The organism is Brevundimonas sp. NPDC090276 (genome assembly GCF_044772165.1).
Taxonomy (GTDB): Bacteria; Pseudomonadota; Alphaproteobacteria; order Caulobacterales; family Caulobacteraceae; genus Brevundimonas.
On record NZ_JBIVYK010000002.1, the window covers coordinates 614,998 to 630,792 of the forward strand.

General features: G+C 66.2%; 17 protein-coding genes and 1 tRNA gene. 8 read left to right on the forward strand and 10 right to left on the reverse strand.

Translation table 11 applies throughout. The features are described 5' to 3' along the window. Positions 1 to 43 precede the first annotated feature (43 nt). The 5 genes from ACIQTU_RS08790 to ACIQTU_RS08810 are packed head-to-tail and all read right to left on the reverse strand — an operon-like array spanning position 44 to position 4,094. The gene (locus ACIQTU_RS08790; RefSeq protein ID WP_400545395.1) at positions 44 to 853 is read right to left on the reverse strand and encodes an MBL fold metallo-hydrolase; all 810 of its coding nucleotides are present in this window, start codon (positions 851 to 853) and stop codon (positions 44 to 46) included. After that, on the reverse strand, positions 850 to 1,635 hold the full coding sequence (locus ACIQTU_RS08795; protein ID WP_400545398.1) for a TatD family hydrolase: 786 nt from the start codon (positions 1,633 to 1,635) through the stop codon (positions 850 to 852). The genes ACIQTU_RS08790 and ACIQTU_RS08795 overlap by 4 nt, the downstream gene beginning before the upstream one ends. Continuing rightward, on the reverse strand, positions 1,632 to 2,612 hold the full coding sequence (locus tag ACIQTU_RS08800; protein ID WP_400545401.1) for a DNA polymerase III subunit delta': 981 nt from the start codon (positions 2,610 to 2,612) through the stop codon (positions 1,632 to 1,634). The genes ACIQTU_RS08795 and ACIQTU_RS08800 overlap by 4 nt, the downstream gene beginning before the upstream one ends. Continuing rightward, complete coding sequence (tmk, locus tag ACIQTU_RS08805) at positions 2,609 to 3,235, reverse strand: dTMP kinase (RefSeq protein WP_400545404.1); 627 nt, start codon at positions 3,233 to 3,235, stop codon at positions 2,609 to 2,611. The genes ACIQTU_RS08800 and tmk overlap by 4 nt, the downstream gene beginning before the upstream one ends. A 37-nt stretch (positions 3,236 to 3,272) precedes the next feature. Then, the gene (locus ACIQTU_RS08810) at positions 3,273 to 4,094 is read right to left on the reverse strand and encodes a septal ring lytic transglycosylase RlpA family protein (protein WP_400545407.1); all 822 of its coding nucleotides are present in this window, start codon (positions 4,092 to 4,094) and stop codon (positions 3,273 to 3,275) included. A 137-nt stretch (positions 4,095 to 4,231) separates the two neighbouring features. On the opposite strand from ACIQTU_RS08810, the gene ACIQTU_RS08815 reads away from it, so the two are divergent. After that, positions 4,232 to 5,161 carry a DMT family transporter gene (locus tag ACIQTU_RS08815; RefSeq protein ID WP_400545410.1) on the forward strand — a complete coding sequence of 310 codons (930 nt, stop codon included), beginning with the start codon at positions 4,232 to 4,234 and terminating at the stop codon, positions 5,159 to 5,161. Between the two features lie 124 nt (positions 5,162 to 5,285). Continuing rightward, positions 5,286 to 5,375: transfer RNA gene (locus tag ACIQTU_RS08820), tRNA-Ser, on the forward strand. Between the two features lie 13 nt (positions 5,376 to 5,388). Here ACIQTU_RS08820 and ACIQTU_RS08825 read toward each other — a convergent pair. Then, the gene (locus ACIQTU_RS08825; protein ID WP_400545413.1) at positions 5,389 to 6,276 is read right to left on the reverse strand and encodes a DMT family transporter; all 888 of its coding nucleotides are present in this window, start codon (positions 6,274 to 6,276) and stop codon (positions 5,389 to 5,391) included. A 168-nt stretch (positions 6,277 to 6,444) separates the two neighbouring features. On the opposite strand from ACIQTU_RS08825, the gene ACIQTU_RS08830 reads away from it, so the two are divergent. From ACIQTU_RS08830 to ACIQTU_RS08840, 3 genes are read left to right on the forward strand one after another with little or no spacing between them, the layout of a single operon-like run. Further along, positions 6,445 to 6,855: a YbaY family lipoprotein gene (locus ACIQTU_RS08830; protein WP_400545416.1), complete on the forward strand. Its 411-nt coding sequence runs from the start codon at positions 6,445 to 6,447 to the stop codon at positions 6,853 to 6,855. Between the two features lie 3 nt (positions 6,856 to 6,858). After that, positions 6,859 to 7,095, forward strand: coding sequence for a ribbon-helix-helix domain-containing protein (locus tag ACIQTU_RS08835; protein WP_400545419.1), 237 nt, complete (start codon positions 6,859 to 6,861; stop codon positions 7,093 to 7,095). Continuing rightward, on the forward strand, positions 7,092 to 7,811 hold the full coding sequence (locus ACIQTU_RS08840; RefSeq protein ID WP_400545422.1) for an SIMPL domain-containing protein: 720 nt from the start codon (positions 7,092 to 7,094) through the stop codon (positions 7,809 to 7,811). The genes ACIQTU_RS08835 and ACIQTU_RS08840 overlap by 4 nt, the downstream gene beginning before the upstream one ends. On the opposite strand, the gene ACIQTU_RS08845 is transcribed toward ACIQTU_RS08840, so the two are convergent. The 3 genes from ACIQTU_RS08845 to ACIQTU_RS08855 are packed head-to-tail and all read right to left on the reverse strand — an operon-like array spanning position 7,792 to position 8,689. Continuing rightward, complete coding sequence (locus ACIQTU_RS08845; protein ID WP_400545425.1) at positions 7,792 to 8,160, reverse strand: DUF488 domain-containing protein; 369 nt, start codon at positions 8,158 to 8,160, stop codon at positions 7,792 to 7,794. The two genes, ACIQTU_RS08840 and ACIQTU_RS08845, sit on opposite strands and share 20 nt — an antisense overlap. A gap of 4 nt (positions 8,161 to 8,164) precedes the next feature. Further along, on the reverse strand, positions 8,165 to 8,491 hold the full coding sequence (locus tag ACIQTU_RS08850) for a hypothetical protein (RefSeq protein WP_400545428.1): 327 nt from the start codon (positions 8,489 to 8,491) through the stop codon (positions 8,165 to 8,167). Between the two features lie 12 nt (positions 8,492 to 8,503). After that, positions 8,504 to 8,689, reverse strand: coding sequence for a hypothetical protein (locus ACIQTU_RS08855; protein WP_400545431.1), 186 nt, complete (start codon positions 8,687 to 8,689; stop codon positions 8,504 to 8,506). 149 nt (positions 8,690 to 8,838) lie between these two features. Between ACIQTU_RS08855 and ACIQTU_RS08860 the strand changes: the two genes are divergently transcribed. Continuing rightward, on the forward strand, positions 8,839 to 11,190 hold the full coding sequence (locus tag ACIQTU_RS08860; RefSeq protein ID WP_400545434.1) for an ATP-dependent helicase: 2,352 nt from the start codon (positions 8,839 to 8,841) through the stop codon (positions 11,188 to 11,190). Here the strand turns inward: ACIQTU_RS08860 and ACIQTU_RS08865 are convergent. Further along, positions 11,187 to 12,344 carry a low temperature requirement protein A gene (locus tag ACIQTU_RS08865; RefSeq protein ID WP_400545437.1) on the reverse strand — a complete coding sequence of 386 codons (1,158 nt, stop codon included), beginning with the start codon at positions 12,342 to 12,344 and terminating at the stop codon, positions 11,187 to 11,189. The two genes, ACIQTU_RS08860 and ACIQTU_RS08865, sit on opposite strands and share 4 nt — an antisense overlap. A gap of 124 nt (positions 12,345 to 12,468) precedes the next feature. Between ACIQTU_RS08865 and ACIQTU_RS08870 the strand changes: the two genes are divergently transcribed. Next, the gene (locus ACIQTU_RS08870; protein WP_400545440.1) at positions 12,469 to 13,731 is read left to right on the forward strand and encodes an O-antigen ligase family protein; all 1,263 of its coding nucleotides are present in this window, start codon (positions 12,469 to 12,471) and stop codon (positions 13,729 to 13,731) included. After that, entirely contained in the window at positions 13,697 to 15,790 is a 2,094-nt protein-coding gene (parE, locus tag ACIQTU_RS08875) for a DNA topoisomerase IV subunit B (RefSeq protein WP_400545443.1), read from the forward strand. The genes ACIQTU_RS08870 and parE overlap by 35 nt, the downstream gene beginning before the upstream one ends. Positions 15,791 to 15,795: the final 5 nt, after the last annotated feature.

Consider the following 15,795-nt stretch of genomic DNA (forward strand, 5'->3'; position numbering starts at 1 on the left):
TTGTCGCCGCTTCTCGGTTCAGAACGCGCCCGAAGAGGTCTGGCTATAGATCCGACCGCCAGCTCCAGCCATCGAAGGCGACTTCGACATGATCCGGAAGAGACGCTGTCAAGCGATTGTAATCCAGATCAATATGCAAATTTGTCAGGACTGCTCTTCCGACCTCCGCCAGCGCGATCCACTCCAACGCCTTGTCGACATGGGCATGGGTCGGATGCGGCGTGTAGCGCAGGGCGTCGATGATCCAGAGATCGGCGCCGCGCACCGCCTCCAGCGCCGCCTCGTCCAGATCGGACACGTCACTGGAATAGGCGACCGGTCCCAGGCGGTAGCCCACCGAGCGGATCGGTCCATGGGCCTGGTCGAAGGTGACGAGCGGGATTTCTCCCCCTGCGCCGTCGACACTCCACCCCTCGCCATGGGGCGGAATGCGGTGCGCCTCCAGGATGGCCGGATAGCCGTGCTGGCTCTCGAAGATGTAGTCGAACCGCTTGGTCAGAGCGTGGTGGGTGGCGGGGTCCATCCAGGCCTGAATACGTCGCCGCGCGTGAATGGCGAAGACGCGCAGGTCGTCGATGCCGTGCGTCTGATCTGCATGGTCGTGGGTGTAGAGGACCGCGTCGACATGGCTGATCCCCGCAGCCAGCGCCTGACTACGCAAATCCGGCGAGGTGTCTATCAGGACGCTGGTGGTGCCTTTGAGGCCATGGCGCCGGGCCAGCATGGAGCAACGGGTGCGCCGGTTCCTGGGCTCGTTGGGATCGCAGTCGCCCCAGTCGCCGTCGCCGCGCGGCACGCCGCCGGACGAACCGCAGCCGAGAATGACGATCTCCAGTTCGCCCGCTTCGGTCATTCGGCGGGCCGAGGGATGCGGTCGAACAGGGCGAAGAAGGCGTCGGTCGTGCGGCGGTCGGCCTCCTCGGGCGTCCAGCCCCGGATCTCGGCCAGCTTCTGCAGCACCAGACCGACATAAGCCGGCTCGTTGCGCCGCCCGCGATGCGGGATGGGCGCCAGATAGGGGCAGTCGGTTTCGACGATGATCCGGTCCTCGGGCATCCGGCGAATGACCTCGCGCACGTCTTCCGCCGCCTTGAAGGTGGCGATGCCGGAAACGGAGAACCAGGCGCCGAGTTCCGCTGCGATTTCAGCCAGTTCGATGCCGCTGGTGTAGCAGTGCATCAGCAGCTTGAACGGACCCTTGGCGTGCTCCTCGCGCAGAATTTCGGCCATAACGTCGTCGGCTTCGCGAGTATGCACCACCAGCGGCAGGCCCGTCCGGCGGGCGGCGTCGATATGCTGGCGGAAGACCGCCGCCTGCTCGTTGCGCGGGCTCAGATCGTAGTGGAAATCCAGCCCGCACTCGCCGATGCCGATGACACGCGGGCGCTTGGCCAGGGCAACCAGTTCGTCGGCGGTCAGTTCGACATGGTCCTTGGCTTCGTGCGGGTGAGCCCCGACCGTGCACCAGATGTCGTCGTGCGCCATGGCCAGGCCGTGTGTGGCCTCGAAGGTCGACAGCCTGTCCGAAATCTCGACCATCAGACGCACCCCGGCCTCACGAGCACGAGCGATGACCTCGTCGCGGTCCTCGTCGAACTGGGGGGCGTGCAGATTGACGTGACTGTCGATGATCATCTCAGGGCCTTGGTGCGGGCGATGTCGGCCAGAGCGCCGGCGAGAACGTCGGCCCGGTCCAGGTTGATGGCCGCCGTGCGGTCGGGCAACTCGGCCAGACGGGTCCAAAGCTCGGCCCATCGCGCGCCCTGCCCCGCCGGTGCTTCCAGCGCCCGGGTCTTCACCGCCGCGATCAAACGGTCCATCAGGGCCTCGAACCGTGCCTGACCTTCAGCGCCGCGAAACCCGTCCGCGACCGCCAGTTGTTCGGTTCGGTCCACGGCGTCGCCCAGCACCCAACTCCGCGCCAAGGCATCGACCTCCTGCATGGCGCCCGAAGATAGAGCCAGGGCCGCGCCCGGCGATCCTCCGGCCATGTCGGCGGCGAGACGAGCGTCATCGGGATCCGCGCCCGTGCGGTTGCGCACCAGGGTTTCCAACTGGTCCGGGGTCCAGATCGGGAAGCTGAGACGGCGGCAGCGTGAGCGGATCGTAGCGAGAAGCCGGCCCGGCGCATGGGTCACCAACAGTAGCACACCGCGCTCAGGCGGTTCTTCAAGAATTTTCAGCAAGGCATTGGCGGCGTTGATGTTCAGGTCATCAGCGGCGTCGATGATGGCCACCCGATAGTCGGCCTGGGACGGGCTCTTGGCGAAGAAGCCCGGCAGGTCGCGCGCTTGATCGACGGAGATGGTCTTCTTCTGCTTGCCGCCCTCGACCAGTCGCTCCATCACCAGCAGATCGGGATGGGACTGAGCCGAGACAAGTTGGCTGACCGAGTCATAGGGCGCGGCGCCCAGAGGTCCGCGCGACGGATCGGGGGCCGCCCCCAGCAGGCGCCGCGCGGCGCGATAGGCGAAGGTGGCCTTGCCGCTTCCTTCGACCCCACACAGCAGCCAGGCGTGATGCAGCCGCCCGCGGCTCAGGGCGTCCAGAAAGGCTTCCTCGGCGGCGACATCCGGGACCAGATCAAACCGGTCGCGCGGGTGTTCGCTCACAGCAGTCGCTCGGACACGGCATTCCAAAGGCGTTCGGAAACGGCCTCAAGCTCGCCTGTGGCGTCGATCACGACGCAGCGCTCCGGATGACGGCGCGCCACGCCCAGGAAGCCCTCACGGAGCTTCTGGTGGAAGGCCAGGCCCTTGGACTCGAACCGGGTCTCGAACAGGCCGCGACCGAAGGCACGCTCCAGCCCGACCTCGACCGGCAGATCAAATACCAGGGTCAGATCCGGCTGATCCTCGGCCACGATGGCGGCGTCCAGCGCCTCGATAAGACTTTCGGGCGCGCCGCCGCCCGCGCCTTGGTAGACGCGGCTGGAATCGGCGAAGCGATCGCAGACGACCCATTTACCGGCGTCCAGCGCCGGACGAATGGTGCGCTCCAGGTGATCAGAGCGCGCGGCGTACATCAGCAGGGTTTCGGTGCGCGGCGACCAGCGCTCGGCATCCCCGGCCACGACGATGTTGCGAATGACTTCGGCGCCCGGCGAACCGCCCGGCTCGCGCGTCTGAATGACGTCGATTCCGCGCGAACGCAAATGCTCGACCAGCAGGCGCGCCTGCGTGGTCTTGCCGGCTCCCTCGCCGCCTTCGAATGTAATGAACTTACCGCGTTGCACCCGCGCACAATGGCGAGCCCGGCGCGACAGGCAAGCCTTAACCGCCTGATATCAACAGGGCGTCGCCAAACCCGCGTGCGATGACCGCCTGACGGGCCTGTTCAGCGGCGTTAGCGTCGGGCCACGGACCGACGATCACCCGAAACTGGGATTGTCCGTTACTGGCGATGTCCTGAACCGAGGCCCGATCACCTAGTCGGTCAGCGATTCGCTTTGCCGCCCGACGATCGGAGAAGGCGCCAGCCTGCACCCAATAAGTCGATGCCCGTGTAGCCACAGGCGCTGCCGGCGCTGTCGGTTGATATGGTCTCGGTTGGGGCGCAGGCGCAGTTTCCGCGCGCTGCATCGGCATTCCGCCGCCTGTCCTCGGCGCCCGCCCGACATAGCGCACCCGAACCTCGCCCACGCCCTGCGACAACAGGCCCAGTTCTTCGGCCGCCGCTCGCGACAGATCAATGATCCTGCTGTCGACAAAGGGGCCACGATCATTGACGCGCAGGATGACCCGGCGCCCATTGGTGCGATTGGTCACCTCGACCAGACTGGGCAGAGGCAGTGTCTTATGCGCCGCGGTCAGAGCGTTCATGTCGAACCGCTCGCCGGTCGAGGTGGGGCGACCATGGTGCTGCGCCCCGTACCAGGAGGCCTGTCCGACTTCGTCATAGTCGGGCTGTTCAACTGGGCGATACCAACGCCCCCTGATCTGGTAGGGCCGCATGGTGCCCGATACGATCGGCGCGGGATCGGTCACGACCGGCGGCCTCAACGGAGCATCCCGCCCCCCGCCGAAACTGGCGCAGGCCGCCAGGGTGGAAAAGGCGGCGGCTGCCGCCGCGCCCTTCAGCATTCTCGCCATCATGGCCGCACGCACTCCGGTTCACTCGAAGTGATCATCGCCGAGGAGGTTTCCGGTTTGGTTAACGAGGTGTTTGAGCTATGCCTCCACCCGTCGCGGCGACGCCCTAGCGCCCGCGCCCAGTTCTTGAAGCGAGCGCCTTGAAACCCTCCCTGTACCAAACCCGTTCGGGCGTCTTCGCCCTGGCGACCCTGTGCTGCATCCTGTGGGGCAGCGCCTATCCGGCCATCAAGAACGGCTATGCCTTGCTGCATATCGCGCCAGCCGACATCGCCAGCCAGATGCTGTTCGCCGGCTGGCGCTTCGCCTTGGCCGGGTTGATCCTGCTGGTTGTCGCGGCCGCGATGAAGAAGTCGATCCTGGGCCTGAGCGGCCGACAGGTCGGCCAGGTGGCTCTTCTGGGTCTGACCCAGACGGCGATACAGTACGTCTTCTTCTACATCGGCCTGGCTCACGCCAGCGGGGTCAAGTCCTCGATCATGAACGCGACCGGCGTCTTCTTCAGCGTGGTTCTGGCGCACTTCATCTACGCCAACGACCGCCTCAACGGTCGCAAGGCGCTAGGGTGCCTGATCGGTTTCCTGGGCGTGGTAGTGGTTAATCTGGGCGGCGGCCCTCTGGGCTTTGACTTCAGTCTGCTGGGCGAAGGCTTCGTCATCATCGCCGCCTTCGTTCTGGCGGCGGCCTCCATATACGGTAAGCGGTTGTCGGCCGACATGGATCCCATGGTCATGACCGGATGGCAGCTCTTTGTCGGCGGTGCGATTCTGGTCTTGATCGGCATGGTCGGCGGCGGACAGCTAGAGGGGATCGACCTGCAGTCCGGCGGCCTGCTGCTCTACATGGCCCTGCTCTCCTCGGTGGCTTTCGCCGTCTGGAGCCTGCTGTTGAAGCACAACCCTGTCGGCATGATCGCGGCCTTCAACTTCCTGATCCCGGTCTTCGGCGTCTCGCTTTCGGCGATCTTCCTGGGCGAGTCCCTCCTGCGGTGGAGCTATCTGGCAGCCTTGATCCTCGTCTGCGCCGGAATCTGGCTGGTGACCCGCCCGTCCACGCCGGCCAAGGCGTAGACTGAGCCGACATGAGGGCTGCGCTTTAGGGCTTGGGCGGCGGCGAACTTGACGCTATGCACGCCTCCGCGCGCTGTCCCGACTCGCGCTGAGCGACCGACGTCCTGATGGACCGGATCGATGTGGAAGTGTGGCCGAGTGGTTTAAGGCACTGGTCTTGAAAACCAGCGACGGTGAGAGCCGTCCGTGGGTTCGAATCCCACCGCTTCCGCCATTCCCGGAGACGCCTACCGTTTCGGCGCGCGGATCAGGAACAACTGACCCGCCAGCACCAGCGCCAGCCCGACAAAGGCGATCACGCCGAACCGCGCGCCCTCGAACATCACCGATACCAGCATGGCGATCGGTGGCGTCAGGGCTGAGACATAGCTGGCCAGGGCAAAGCCGCGCATGCGGGCGATGGTGAAATACAGGCCGAAGGCGATCACCGAGCCGAACAGCGACAGATACAGTAGCGAGATGACATAGGCCGGGCTCCACGCCACCGACCACGACACTCCGGTCGCCAGCGCATAGAGCGCCAGTGCCCCCGTTCCATAGGCCATGGCCCAGGCCGTGCCGGGCAGGACCTGTGCCCCCGCCTGCTGTCCCCTCCAGGCGAACCAGTTGCCAAAGGCCGAGGCCACAACGGCGATAACGGCGAAGGTCACGCCCTCGACCGCGTGCAGACCAAGGCCCGCGCCCATCACCTCCCCGCCCGACAGGACCGCAACGCCGATTACGCCCATGCCCGCGCCCAGCCAGGCCGCCGGCGCCGACTTCTGCTTCGAGACCACCCGGAACAGGATCAGATTGAGGAAGGCCAGGGCCGCAAAGATCACCGCCACCACGGCCGAAGCGATCTTCTCCTCCGAGGCGTAGACGAAGGCGTAGCTGATGGCGAAAGCGAACAGCCCCTGCCCCATGGCGGCCAGGTGCTGCGGCCGGGTCATGGCCAGCTTCCCGCCCGTTATCTTGACCATCACGGCCAGAACCACGGCGGCGATGGCGAAGCGCATGACGACCGACACCACGGCGTCGACCGCGCCCAGCTGGAAGGTGATCGCATACCAGGTCGTGCCCCAGATCAGGGCGCAGACGCCGATCCCGCCGATGGCCAGGGCGGCCGGAGACAAAGGGATTTTTGCAGACTGGGTCACTGGCGGGGCCTCAAGGCGACTCAACGGAAACGAAACCGGAACCTCCGTTATCACCGGTTTTCAAACGGCGCCGCCATGATCTTGCAGCCTTATGCCTTCATTGGGCGTTCTGCTAAGCTACCCCCTCAGACAGGACTTTTCGCCATGCGCTTCCTTCCGCTGATCGCCCCGCTCGCCCTTGTGGTCGCCGCCTGCTCCAGTATGCCGGGCGAGGAGAGCGCCTCGACCCAGGTCGATGTCACCGCCGCCTATCGCGAGCGCATCATGCTGACGCCGGGCCACGTGCTGACGGTCAAGGTCGAGGATGTCAGCCTGATGGACGCCCCGGCCCGCGTCATGGCCGAGAGCACTCAGCAGCTGGATGGCCGCGCCCCGCCCTACGCCGTCACCCTGTCGGTGCCGAACGCCCGGATCGACCCGCGGCACACCTATGCCGTGCGCGCCGAGATCCGCGACCCGGCTGGCGCCCTGCGCTTCACCACGGACACCCGCCATTCGGTGCTGACCAAGGGCGCGCCCAATACGGCGAACATCATGATGGTCGGCGTCCGCTAAACCGTGAGCAGCCTCGCCAAGCGTTCCGTTCTGCTATCTGGGCACGCCACCTCGGTCGCGCTGGAGCCGGAGTTCTGGGCGGTGCTGGACGTCATCGGGGCTGAACTTAACCTCGGCCGCGCCGCCCTGTTGATCCGCATCGACGCCTGGCGCGGCCGTCGCCCCCTGGCATCGGCCTGCCGCGTTCTGGCCCTGCAATGGGCCGGCGGCGACCGCAGCTTCGCAGGAGAACAAGCATGACCACGGACAGCCGCCTGATCCCCGCCGCGCTTATCGGCGGTCTGCTGGCCATCGGCCTGATCGGCGCAGGCGCCCTGATTGGTCAGGGCGTGGTCAACGCGCGCGCCGGCGACCGCTCCGTCACCGTGCGGGGCCTGGCGGAAAAGGACGTGAAGGCCGACCTCGCCGTCCTGCCGATCCGCTTCACAGCCTCTGGCGAGGTTCTGTCCGAGGTTCAGGCCCGCATCGACGGCGACCTGGCCATCGTGCGCCAGTTCCTGAAAGCCCAGGGCTATCCCGACAGTTCGGTCGATCTGGGCCAACTCGGCGTCGCCGACACCCGCTCGCGCGAATACGCCAGTCAGACCGGCGGACCGCGCTTCATCCTGACACAGACCGTCATCGTGCGGACCAACGACGTGGACCGGGTCCAGACCACCACCCGCAACCTGAATGACCTGGTGCGTCAGGGCGTGGTGCTGCAGGACTTCCAGGGTCCGTCCTACATCTTCACTAAGCTGAACGACGTGCGCCCGGCAATGATCGCCGAGGCTACCGCCGCCGCCCGCACCGGTGCCGTCCAGTTCGCCAAAGACTCCGGCGCCCCGCTGGGGCCGATCAAGTCGGCGGGTCAGGGTTCGTTCGAAATCCTGCCCCGCGATGGCTTCGGCGATGAGGCCACCTCGCTGAACAAGAAGGTCCGGGTGGTGACGACCATCAGCTACCGGTTGAAATAGCCTCGGCCATGTAGCCGGCCAAGACCACGGCGTCGTTGTGCGCCTCGTCCTTCGCGCCGTAGATCAGCGTCGTCTTGCCCGCGCGGATCACGTCCCTCAACTGTGCGACCACCTCGCCATTGACCTCCAGTTCGGTGCGATAGCGCTGCTGGAACTCGTCCCACCGCGCGGGATCATGACCGAACCACTGGCGCAGGGCCGTGCTGGGCGCGATCGCCTTCAGCCACAGATCGATCGCCGCATTCTCCTTGCTCAAACCACGCGGCCACAGCCGATCGACCAGAACGCGTTGGCCGTCCTCAGGCGCAGGCGGGTCATAGGCCCGCTTCACAGCCACCCGGTCCGCCATGATGTCAGGGTCGAGGCTCGGCCGTAGGCGTGGTCACGGTCGGTGGCTCGGCCGGGCTCGGCACGTCCGGCAAGGTGGGGCGATCCGGCAGGCGCGGCGCTTCCGGCAGCTTGGGCGCCGGGACGTTGATGTCGAGGTTGACCTCGGGCCGTTCCGGCGCGGCGGGCCTGCCGCCCGAATAAAGGAACCAGCCGATCACGGCGACGGCGACAATCAGGCCGCCAACCAGGAAGGCCAGCATGCCGCCCCCGTTCTTCCGTTCGGGGCTGGCGGTATTGATCGTCGTCTGATGCACGACGCGTTCGGCCGGCGGGATGTTGGGATCCGTCATTCATGCGCTCCCTTACTGGCCGCTCGGCACGGCTGGCGCCGACACCTCGGGCAGCTTCACATCGACGTCGACCTTCTTGGTCTCGGGCGCGACGCCGCGTCCCAACAGGAACCAGGCCAGCACCGCCACCACGACCACCAGGCCGCCGACGATGAAAGCCAGTCCGGCGTTACCACCGCCGCTTGAACTCTCGGCCATTGTCTTCCCTTCCATCGCGTCCCCTGAGGTCGAGAGAACGAAGGTCAGGCTTGGCGGTTCCCCGCAGCCTTTTTCCGACGGGGCCTGACTTTGGTCTCTGTGCTGCTTATGTTCTCCTCCGAATCCGCCTTGCGTGAGCCGTTTATCCAGTGACCGACCTGCCCGCCCCCCGCATCTCCGACCTCGCGCGCGGCCACTCGCCGCAAGGCGCGGCCGACTATCTGTCCGGTCTGAACCCCGAACAGCGCATGGCGGTCGAGACGACCGAGGGACCGGTTCTGGTTTTGGCGGGCGCCGGCACCGGCAAGACCCGCGTCCTGACCACTCGCCTGGCCCACATCCTGGCGACGGGCCGGGCCAAGCCGTGGGAACTGCTGGTCGTCACCTTCACCAACAAGGCCGCGCGCGAGATGCGCGAGCGGATCGGCCATTTGATCGGCCCTTCATCCGAGGGCTTGCGCTGGCTCGGCACCTTCCACTCGGTCGCCGCCCAGATCCTGCGCCGCCACGCAGAGCTTGTCGGACTGAAATCCAGCTTCACCATCCTGGACACCGACGATCAGGAGCGGCTGCTGAAACAGCTGCTCGAAGCGGCCAACATCGACACCAAGAAGCACACGCCCAAGTCGCTGGCCCATCTGATCGACCACTGGAAGAACCGCGGCTGGACGCCCGAGAAACTGCCGCCGGGCGAGGACTTTGCCAATGGCAAGGGTCACACCCTCTACGCCGCCTACCAGAAGCGGCTAGCCACGCTGAACGCCTGCGACTTCGGCGACCTGCTGCTGCATAACCTCACCATCCTGTCGCAGCACGCTGATCTGGCGGAGGAATATCGCCGTCGCTTCCGCTATATCCTGGTGGACGAGTATCAGGACACCAACGTCGCCCAGTATCTGTGGCTGCGCCTGCTGACCTCCTCGACCGGCAATGTCTGCTGCGTCGGCGACGACGATCAGTCGATCTACGGCTGGCGCGGGGCCGAGGTGGACAACATCCTGCGCTTCGAGCGGGACTTCCCGGGCGCCAAGATCGTCAAACTGGAGCGGAACTACCGCTCGACCAAGCATATTCTCGGCGCCGCCTCGGCCCTGATCGCGGCCAATCAGGACCGCCTGGGCAAGACCCTGTGGACCGAAGACGACAGCGGCGACAAAGTCCGCGTGCGCGGCGTCTGGGACGGCGAGGCCGAGGCCCGTCTGATCGCTGACGAGATCGAGACCGCCCGCAAACAGGGCATGAACTACAAGGACATGGCCGTTCTGGTCCGCGCCTCCTTCCAGATGCGGGCTTTCGAAGAGCGCTTCCTGATGCTGGCCATCCCTTATCAGGTCATCGGCGGCCCCCGCTTCTTCGAACGCGCCGAAGTCCGTGACGCCCACGCCTACCTTCGCCTGATCCAGTCCGAGGACGACGACCTGGCCTTCGAGCGCATCGTCAACGTGCCCAAACGCGGCATCGGCGACACCAGCGTCCAGAAAATCCTGCATATAGCGCGTGAGAACGGCGTCTCGGCCATGCAGGCGGTCCGCCACCTGCTGACCACGAACGAGCTTCAGGCCCGCACCCGCACGCCTCTGGCCAACTTCGTGCGCGACCTCGACCGCTGGCGCCAGATGGCCGCCGACATGCCGCACTGGGAAGTGACCGAGACCTTGCTGGACGAGAGCGGTTACACCGCCATGCAGAAGGCCGACCGCACCAGCGGCCAGACGCGTCTGGACAACCTCAAGGAGCTGACCCAGGCCATGCAGGCGTTCGATACGCTGCAGGCTTACCTGGAGCACGTCTCCTTGGTTATGGATCTGGAGCGCAACGCCGGTCAGGATTCCGAGACAGGCTCGGTGCAGATCATGACCCTGCACGGCGCCAAGGGGCTGGAGTTCCCGCTGGTCTTCCTGCCCGGCTGGGAGGAAGGCGTCTTCCCCAGCCAGCGCAGCATCGACGAAAAGGGGATGAAGGGCCTCGAGGAAGAACGACGCCTCGCCTACGTCGGCGTTACGCGCGCCAAGCGTGACGCGCGCATCAGCTTCGCCGCCAACCGTATGGTGTATGGCCGCTGGACCTCGCAACTGCCCAGCCGCTTCGTCGACGAACTGCCCCTCGCCCACGTCGATCCACAGTCGGACACCGGCTACTACAATGGCGGCGGCGCGCCCGGCATGCAGCAGCCCAAGAGCCGCTGGGACGACGCGCCGTCGTTCGGCGCCGGCTATTCCAGCCCCGGCTGGAAGCGCGCCCAGAGCTTCTCGTCGGGTCAGGCTTCACGCTCCAACTTGAGCTCAGGCTCGACGCCCGCTCGCAAGGCCGTCATCCAGGGTCAAGCTCGACCAATCGCCCCGCCCAAGCCCAGCGGCGACTGGTCGCGCGGCGACCGCGTCTTCCACCAGAAGTTCGGCTACGGCGCCGTTCGCGCGATCGAGGGCAACAAGCTGGTCGTGGACTTTGACAAGGCCGGCGAGAAGAAGGTCATCGACAGCTTCGTGGAGAAGGCCTCCTAAGCCTTCGTTTCGCGACCTGCGACAGACTCCCAGATCGCTGTCAGCACCAGAACAGCCGTCGACATCAGCGTCACGGCCAGGGGCGGGAGCAGCGGCGAAGCCAGAGCCCCCAGCACCAGCAAGCCTATGCCTGTCACGCGCGGCCAGGCGACCTTGCCCCAGATGGCCAGGATCGACAGGCTGGTTCCCAGCAGGAACAGCAGCGGCCCGCCGAGCAGCACAGCCGCCGTCGCCACGGTCGTCGCTCCCATCGGGTGCGCCAGCGCCAGTTCGTCGCCGACCGCCGTCACCACGATTCCGGCCACTACGATGATCGGGCAATAGGTATAGACGCGCCGCGCGATCGCGCCCGGATCAGCGGCGTGAACAAAGGTATCGGCCGCCGCCTCGTGCGCCTCGTTGAAGAACAGCCACCACATGGTGATCGCCGTGGTCAGGGCCGAAGCGAAGGCGACGACGACCGGCGGCGTCCAGGTCAGGTCCGCGAATGTCGCCCCGGTGACGACGATCGACTCTCCGAGACAGATGATGACGAACAGTCCGACCCGCTCGGCCAGATGCGCGCCCTCGACATCCCACTCCGTCGTGTTGGAGCGCCCCAGTCCCGGCACGACATAGCCGACCGCCGGCGCGGTGAACTCCAACAACAGGGCGACCAGCCAGATCAGCAGCCGTGCCTGCCCCTCGGCAAGCCCCCCACTGATCCAGAACGCCGCCCCTAGCAGCGACCAGGCTGAAATTCGCAGGAAATTCGCCTTCTGCACCGGCGAACCGCGCACTGCCCATAGGGTAAACAGGCTGCGGCCCACCTGAATGGCCGCAAAGGCGCACGCGAAGACCAGCCCCTTGTCACCAAACGCCTCAGGCAGTGATGTCGACATGATCAGGCCCGCCGCCATCAGGGCGAACAGCATCAGCCGCACCTGACCGCGCTCGGGGTCCAGCCAGTTGGTGATCCAGCTGGTGTCGATCCACACCCACCACACCGCCGCCAGCAGGATCGCCGCCTCCAGCGCCCCCAGTGGCGTCAGATGGGCCAGCAGCAGATGGCTGACCTGGGTGATGGCGAAGACGAAGACCAGATCGAAGAACAGCTCGACGAAGCCGACCTTGGCGTGCTCGCCATCCCGGCGAATGCGCATCAGACTGGTCATGCCCTACCCTTCCTTAACCCTGTTCGGCGACCGTGCCGCCGTGCGCGCCGTCCGTCCAGAGCTCGAAGCTATCCGTCCCGGCCCGCCTGTATGGGAGCAGGTCGCGGCGGGCTTTGTCCTCTGTATGCTGACCGGCGCCCTGATCGGACCAGTACTGGCGCCGCATCAGGGCGAGGCGCCGTTGCTCCGTCTGTTCTGGCTGCCAGTCTACGCCGTCGTCGCCGGATTAGTCCTGCTGCGGTTCAAGACCATCGCGAGGTCCTGGCCCGCCGTGCTCGCCTGGGCTTGCATTGTAACCCTGGCCTTCGCTTCCAAGTACTGGTCGATCGACCCGTCCCTGACCAGTCGCCGGGTCATCGCCATGATCTTCAGCGGCTCATTCGCCATGTATCTCGGCGCGACCTTCCATGGCCCTCACCTGCCACGTCTGCTGGCGCGTTGCGTTTTCATTCTCGGGCTGATGAGCATCGCTATGGTCGTTGCGGTCCCTTCGATCGGGATTCACAGTGACGTCAACGCCGGGATGTGGCGCGGCGTCTGGTACGAGAAAAACCAGATGGGCATGGTGATGACGGCGGGAGCAACCGCCGCCGCCGCCTGGGCTGCATCGGAGGACCGGCTGTGGAAGATGCCGCTGCTGACGATCTTGCTTTGCGTTTTGTTGGTGCTGGCGACCCGCTCCAAGACCTCCTTGCTCTGCATCATTTTGGGCGTCGGCATGGTCGGCGCCCTTTGGACGCTCAAGCGTGGCGGTCCTGCCCTAGGGGTCGCTGCGGTCTGGATGGGCGTCGTCGCGGGCGCGGTCGGTTGGTGGCTGTGGACGTATGAATCGGCTGAAATTCTCGCCGCCCTTGGCAAAGACCCGTCGCTGACGGGACGCACCGGAATCTGGGACGCTGTGTTCGCCAAGATCGCCGAACGCCCCTGGAGCGGTTACGGCTACAACGCCTTCTGGGGCGCCGAGTCCACACCGGCGCTTTGGGTTCGTTATCAGACCGGCTGGCTGGTGCCGTCGGCCCACAACGGCTGGATCGATTTGCTGGTGCAGTTGGGGTGGATAGGCGTCATCTTGGTCGGAACAATCGTAGGCCTGACCTATGTCCTGACCCTTCTGCGTCTGCCGACGGCGGGTCTGCGCGAGGGGTTCTGGGGCATTGCCTATCTCAGCGTCTATATCCTGCTGACCTTTTCCGAGAGCGTATTGGTCAGCGCTCAAAGCCTGCCCTGGACCCTGTGCCTGACCATCCTGGCCCGCGCTGCCTATCGCGAGCCGGCGTTCGATCGGGTCGCGCTTGCCCCGAGGCGGCGCGGGGCCTACCAGTCCGGTCCCCGAATCACCGCAGACTGCGTAGATGGCCGACCTATTCTCCACGCTCGACGACGCTGAACCGACCCGCCCCGAGACGGCGGCGCCCCAACCTGTTGCTGCACCGGCTGTTGTCGCGACTCCCGCGCCCGTCATGCATGAGCCCAAGGTCGAACTGGCCACCCACGCCAGCACTGCAACGGCTGCCGCCACCGGCTATTCGGCCTCCTCGATTGAAGTGCTGGAAGGGCTGGAGCCCGTCCGCAAGCGCCCCGGCATGTATATTGGCGGCACCGACGAGCGCGCCCTGCACCACCTCTTCGCCGAAGTCCTCGACAACGCGATGGACGAAGCCGTCGCCAAGCACGCCAAACTGATCACCGTAGATCTGGACGCCGAGGGCTTCCTGTCGGTCCGCGACGACGGCCGCGGCATCCCAGTCGACCCCCACCCCAAGCACCCGGGCAAGTCGGCGCTGGAAGTGGTCATGACCGTGCTGCACTCGGGCGGCAAGTTCTCGGGCAAGGCCTATGAGACCTCGGGCGGCCTGCATGGCGTCGGTGTCTCGGTCGTCAACGCCCTGGCCGAACAGTTGGACGTCACCGTCTGGCGCGACGGCTTCGAATGGCGTCAATCGTTCAGCCGCGGCCACGTCCTCGGCCCTATCCAGCAGGTCGGCCCGTCGAAGAAGAAGGGCACGCTGATCCGATTCAAACCGGACGAGCAAATCTTCGGCGTCGGCGCGGCCTTCAAGCCCGCGCGCCTGTTCCGCATGGCACGCGCCAAGGCCTATCTGTTCCGCGGCGTCGAGATCAAATGGACCTGCGCGGCGGATCGGATCACCGACGCCACGCCGACCGAGGCCCTGCTCCACTTCCCCGGCGGTCTGGCTGACGCCCTAGCCGAGCGCGTGGGCGAACTGGAGACCGTCACTCCCGTCTTCGCCGGCCGCGCCGAGCGCAAGGGCGAGGCGGGCGCGCTGGAATGGGCCGTCACCTGGTCGCCCATCGGCTTCGGCGACGCCGACAGCTTCATCGGCTCCTACTGCAACACCGTCTCGACCCCGGACGGCGGCACGCACGAGGCCGGCTTCCGCGCCGCCCTGGTCAAGGGCCTCAAGGCCTACGGCGAGCTAACCAACGAGAAGCGCGCCGCCCAGATCACCGCCGAGGACGTCATCGCCAACGCCGGCGCCCTGATCTCCATCTTCATCCGCAACCCGGAATTCCAGGGCCAGACCAAGGACCGCCTGTCCTCGCCCGAGGGTCAGAAGCTGGCCGAACAGCTGCTACGCGACCCCTTCGACCACTGGCTGACCGAAAGCCCCAAGCAAGCCAACGCCCTGCTCGGCTTCGTCATCGACCGCGCCGAGGACCGTCTGCGCCGCCGCAAGGACAAGGAAGTCCAGCGCGCCGCCGCCACCCGCAAGCTACGCCTGCCGGGCAAGCTGTCGGACTGCTCACGCCAGGCCGCCGAGGGCACCGAACTGTTCATCGTCGAGGGCGATTCGGCCGGCGGCTCGGCCAAGCAGGCGCGCGACCGCACAACCCAGGCCATCCTGCCGCTGCGCGGCAAGATCCTGAACGTCGCCTCGGCCACGGCCGACAAGCTGCGCGCCAACGTCGAACTGTCGGACCTGGCCCTGGCCCTGGGCGTTCAGCCCGGCAGCCGCTTCAACATCGAAGACCTGCGCTACGAGCGCATCGTCATCATGACTGACGCTGACGTCGACGGCGCCCACATCGCGGCCCTGCTGATCACCTTCTTCTATCGCTCCATGCCCGAGACCATCCGTCAAGGTCGCCTCTTCATGGCCTTGCCGCCGCTCTATCGCATCAGCGCCGGTCCCCTGTCGGAATACGCCCGCGACGACGCCCACCGCGACGAACTACTGGCCACCGTCTTCAAGGGCAAGAAGGTCGAGATCGGGCGCTTCAAGGGTCTGGGCGAGATGATGGCTTCCCAGTTGAAGGAGACCACCATGGATCCGAAGAAACGGACCCTGGCGCGCGTCTCCCTGCCCGACAGCGAGGAAGAGATCGAGGATCTGGTTGAACGCCTGATGGGCCGCAAGGCGGAGGCCCGCTACCAGTTCATCCAGGAAAACGCCCGCTTCGCCATGGCGGATCTGGACGTCTGAGGAAA

Excerpts from the sequence above, each read along its gene's own strand:
- ACIQTU_RS08830 (WP_400545416.1), top strand. The coding sequence starts at position 6,445 with ATGCGCTTCCTTCCGCTGATCGCCCCGCTCGCCCTTGTGGTCGCCGCC.
- ACIQTU_RS08865 (WP_400545437.1), bottom strand. The coding sequence starts at position 12,344 with ATGACCAGTCTGATGCGCATTCGCCGGGATGGCGAGCACGCCAAGGTC.
- ACIQTU_RS08810 (WP_400545407.1), bottom strand. The coding sequence starts at position 4,094 with ATGATGGCGAGAATGCTGAAGGGCGCGGCGGCAGCCGCCGCCTTTTCC.
- parE (WP_400545443.1), top strand. The coding sequence starts at position 13,697 with ATGGCCGACCTATTCTCCACGCTCGACGACGCTGAACCGACCCGCCCC.
- ACIQTU_RS08850 (WP_400545428.1), bottom strand. The coding sequence starts at position 8,491 with ATGACGGATCCCAACATCCCGCCGGCCGAACGCGTCGTGCATCAGACG.
- ACIQTU_RS08845 (WP_400545425.1), bottom strand. The coding sequence starts at position 8,160 with ATGGCGGACCGGGTGGCTGTGAAGCGGGCCTATGACCCGCCTGCGCCT.
- ACIQTU_RS08795 (WP_400545398.1), bottom strand. The coding sequence starts at position 1,635 with ATGATCATCGACAGTCACGTCAATCTGCACGCCCCCCAGTTCGACGAG.
- ACIQTU_RS08790 (WP_400545395.1), bottom strand. The coding sequence starts at position 853 with ATGACCGAAGCGGGCGAACTGGAGATCGTCATTCTCGGCTGCGGTTCG.
- ACIQTU_RS08870 (WP_400545440.1), top strand. The coding sequence starts at position 12,469 with ATGCTGACCGGCGCCCTGATCGGACCAGTACTGGCGCCGCATCAGGGC.
- ACIQTU_RS08840 (WP_400545422.1), top strand. The coding sequence starts at position 7,092 with ATGACCACGGACAGCCGCCTGATCCCCGCCGCGCTTATCGGCGGTCTG.
- ACIQTU_RS08855 (WP_400545431.1), bottom strand. The coding sequence starts at position 8,689 with ATGGCCGAGAGTTCAAGCGGCGGTGGTAACGCCGGACTGGCTTTCATC.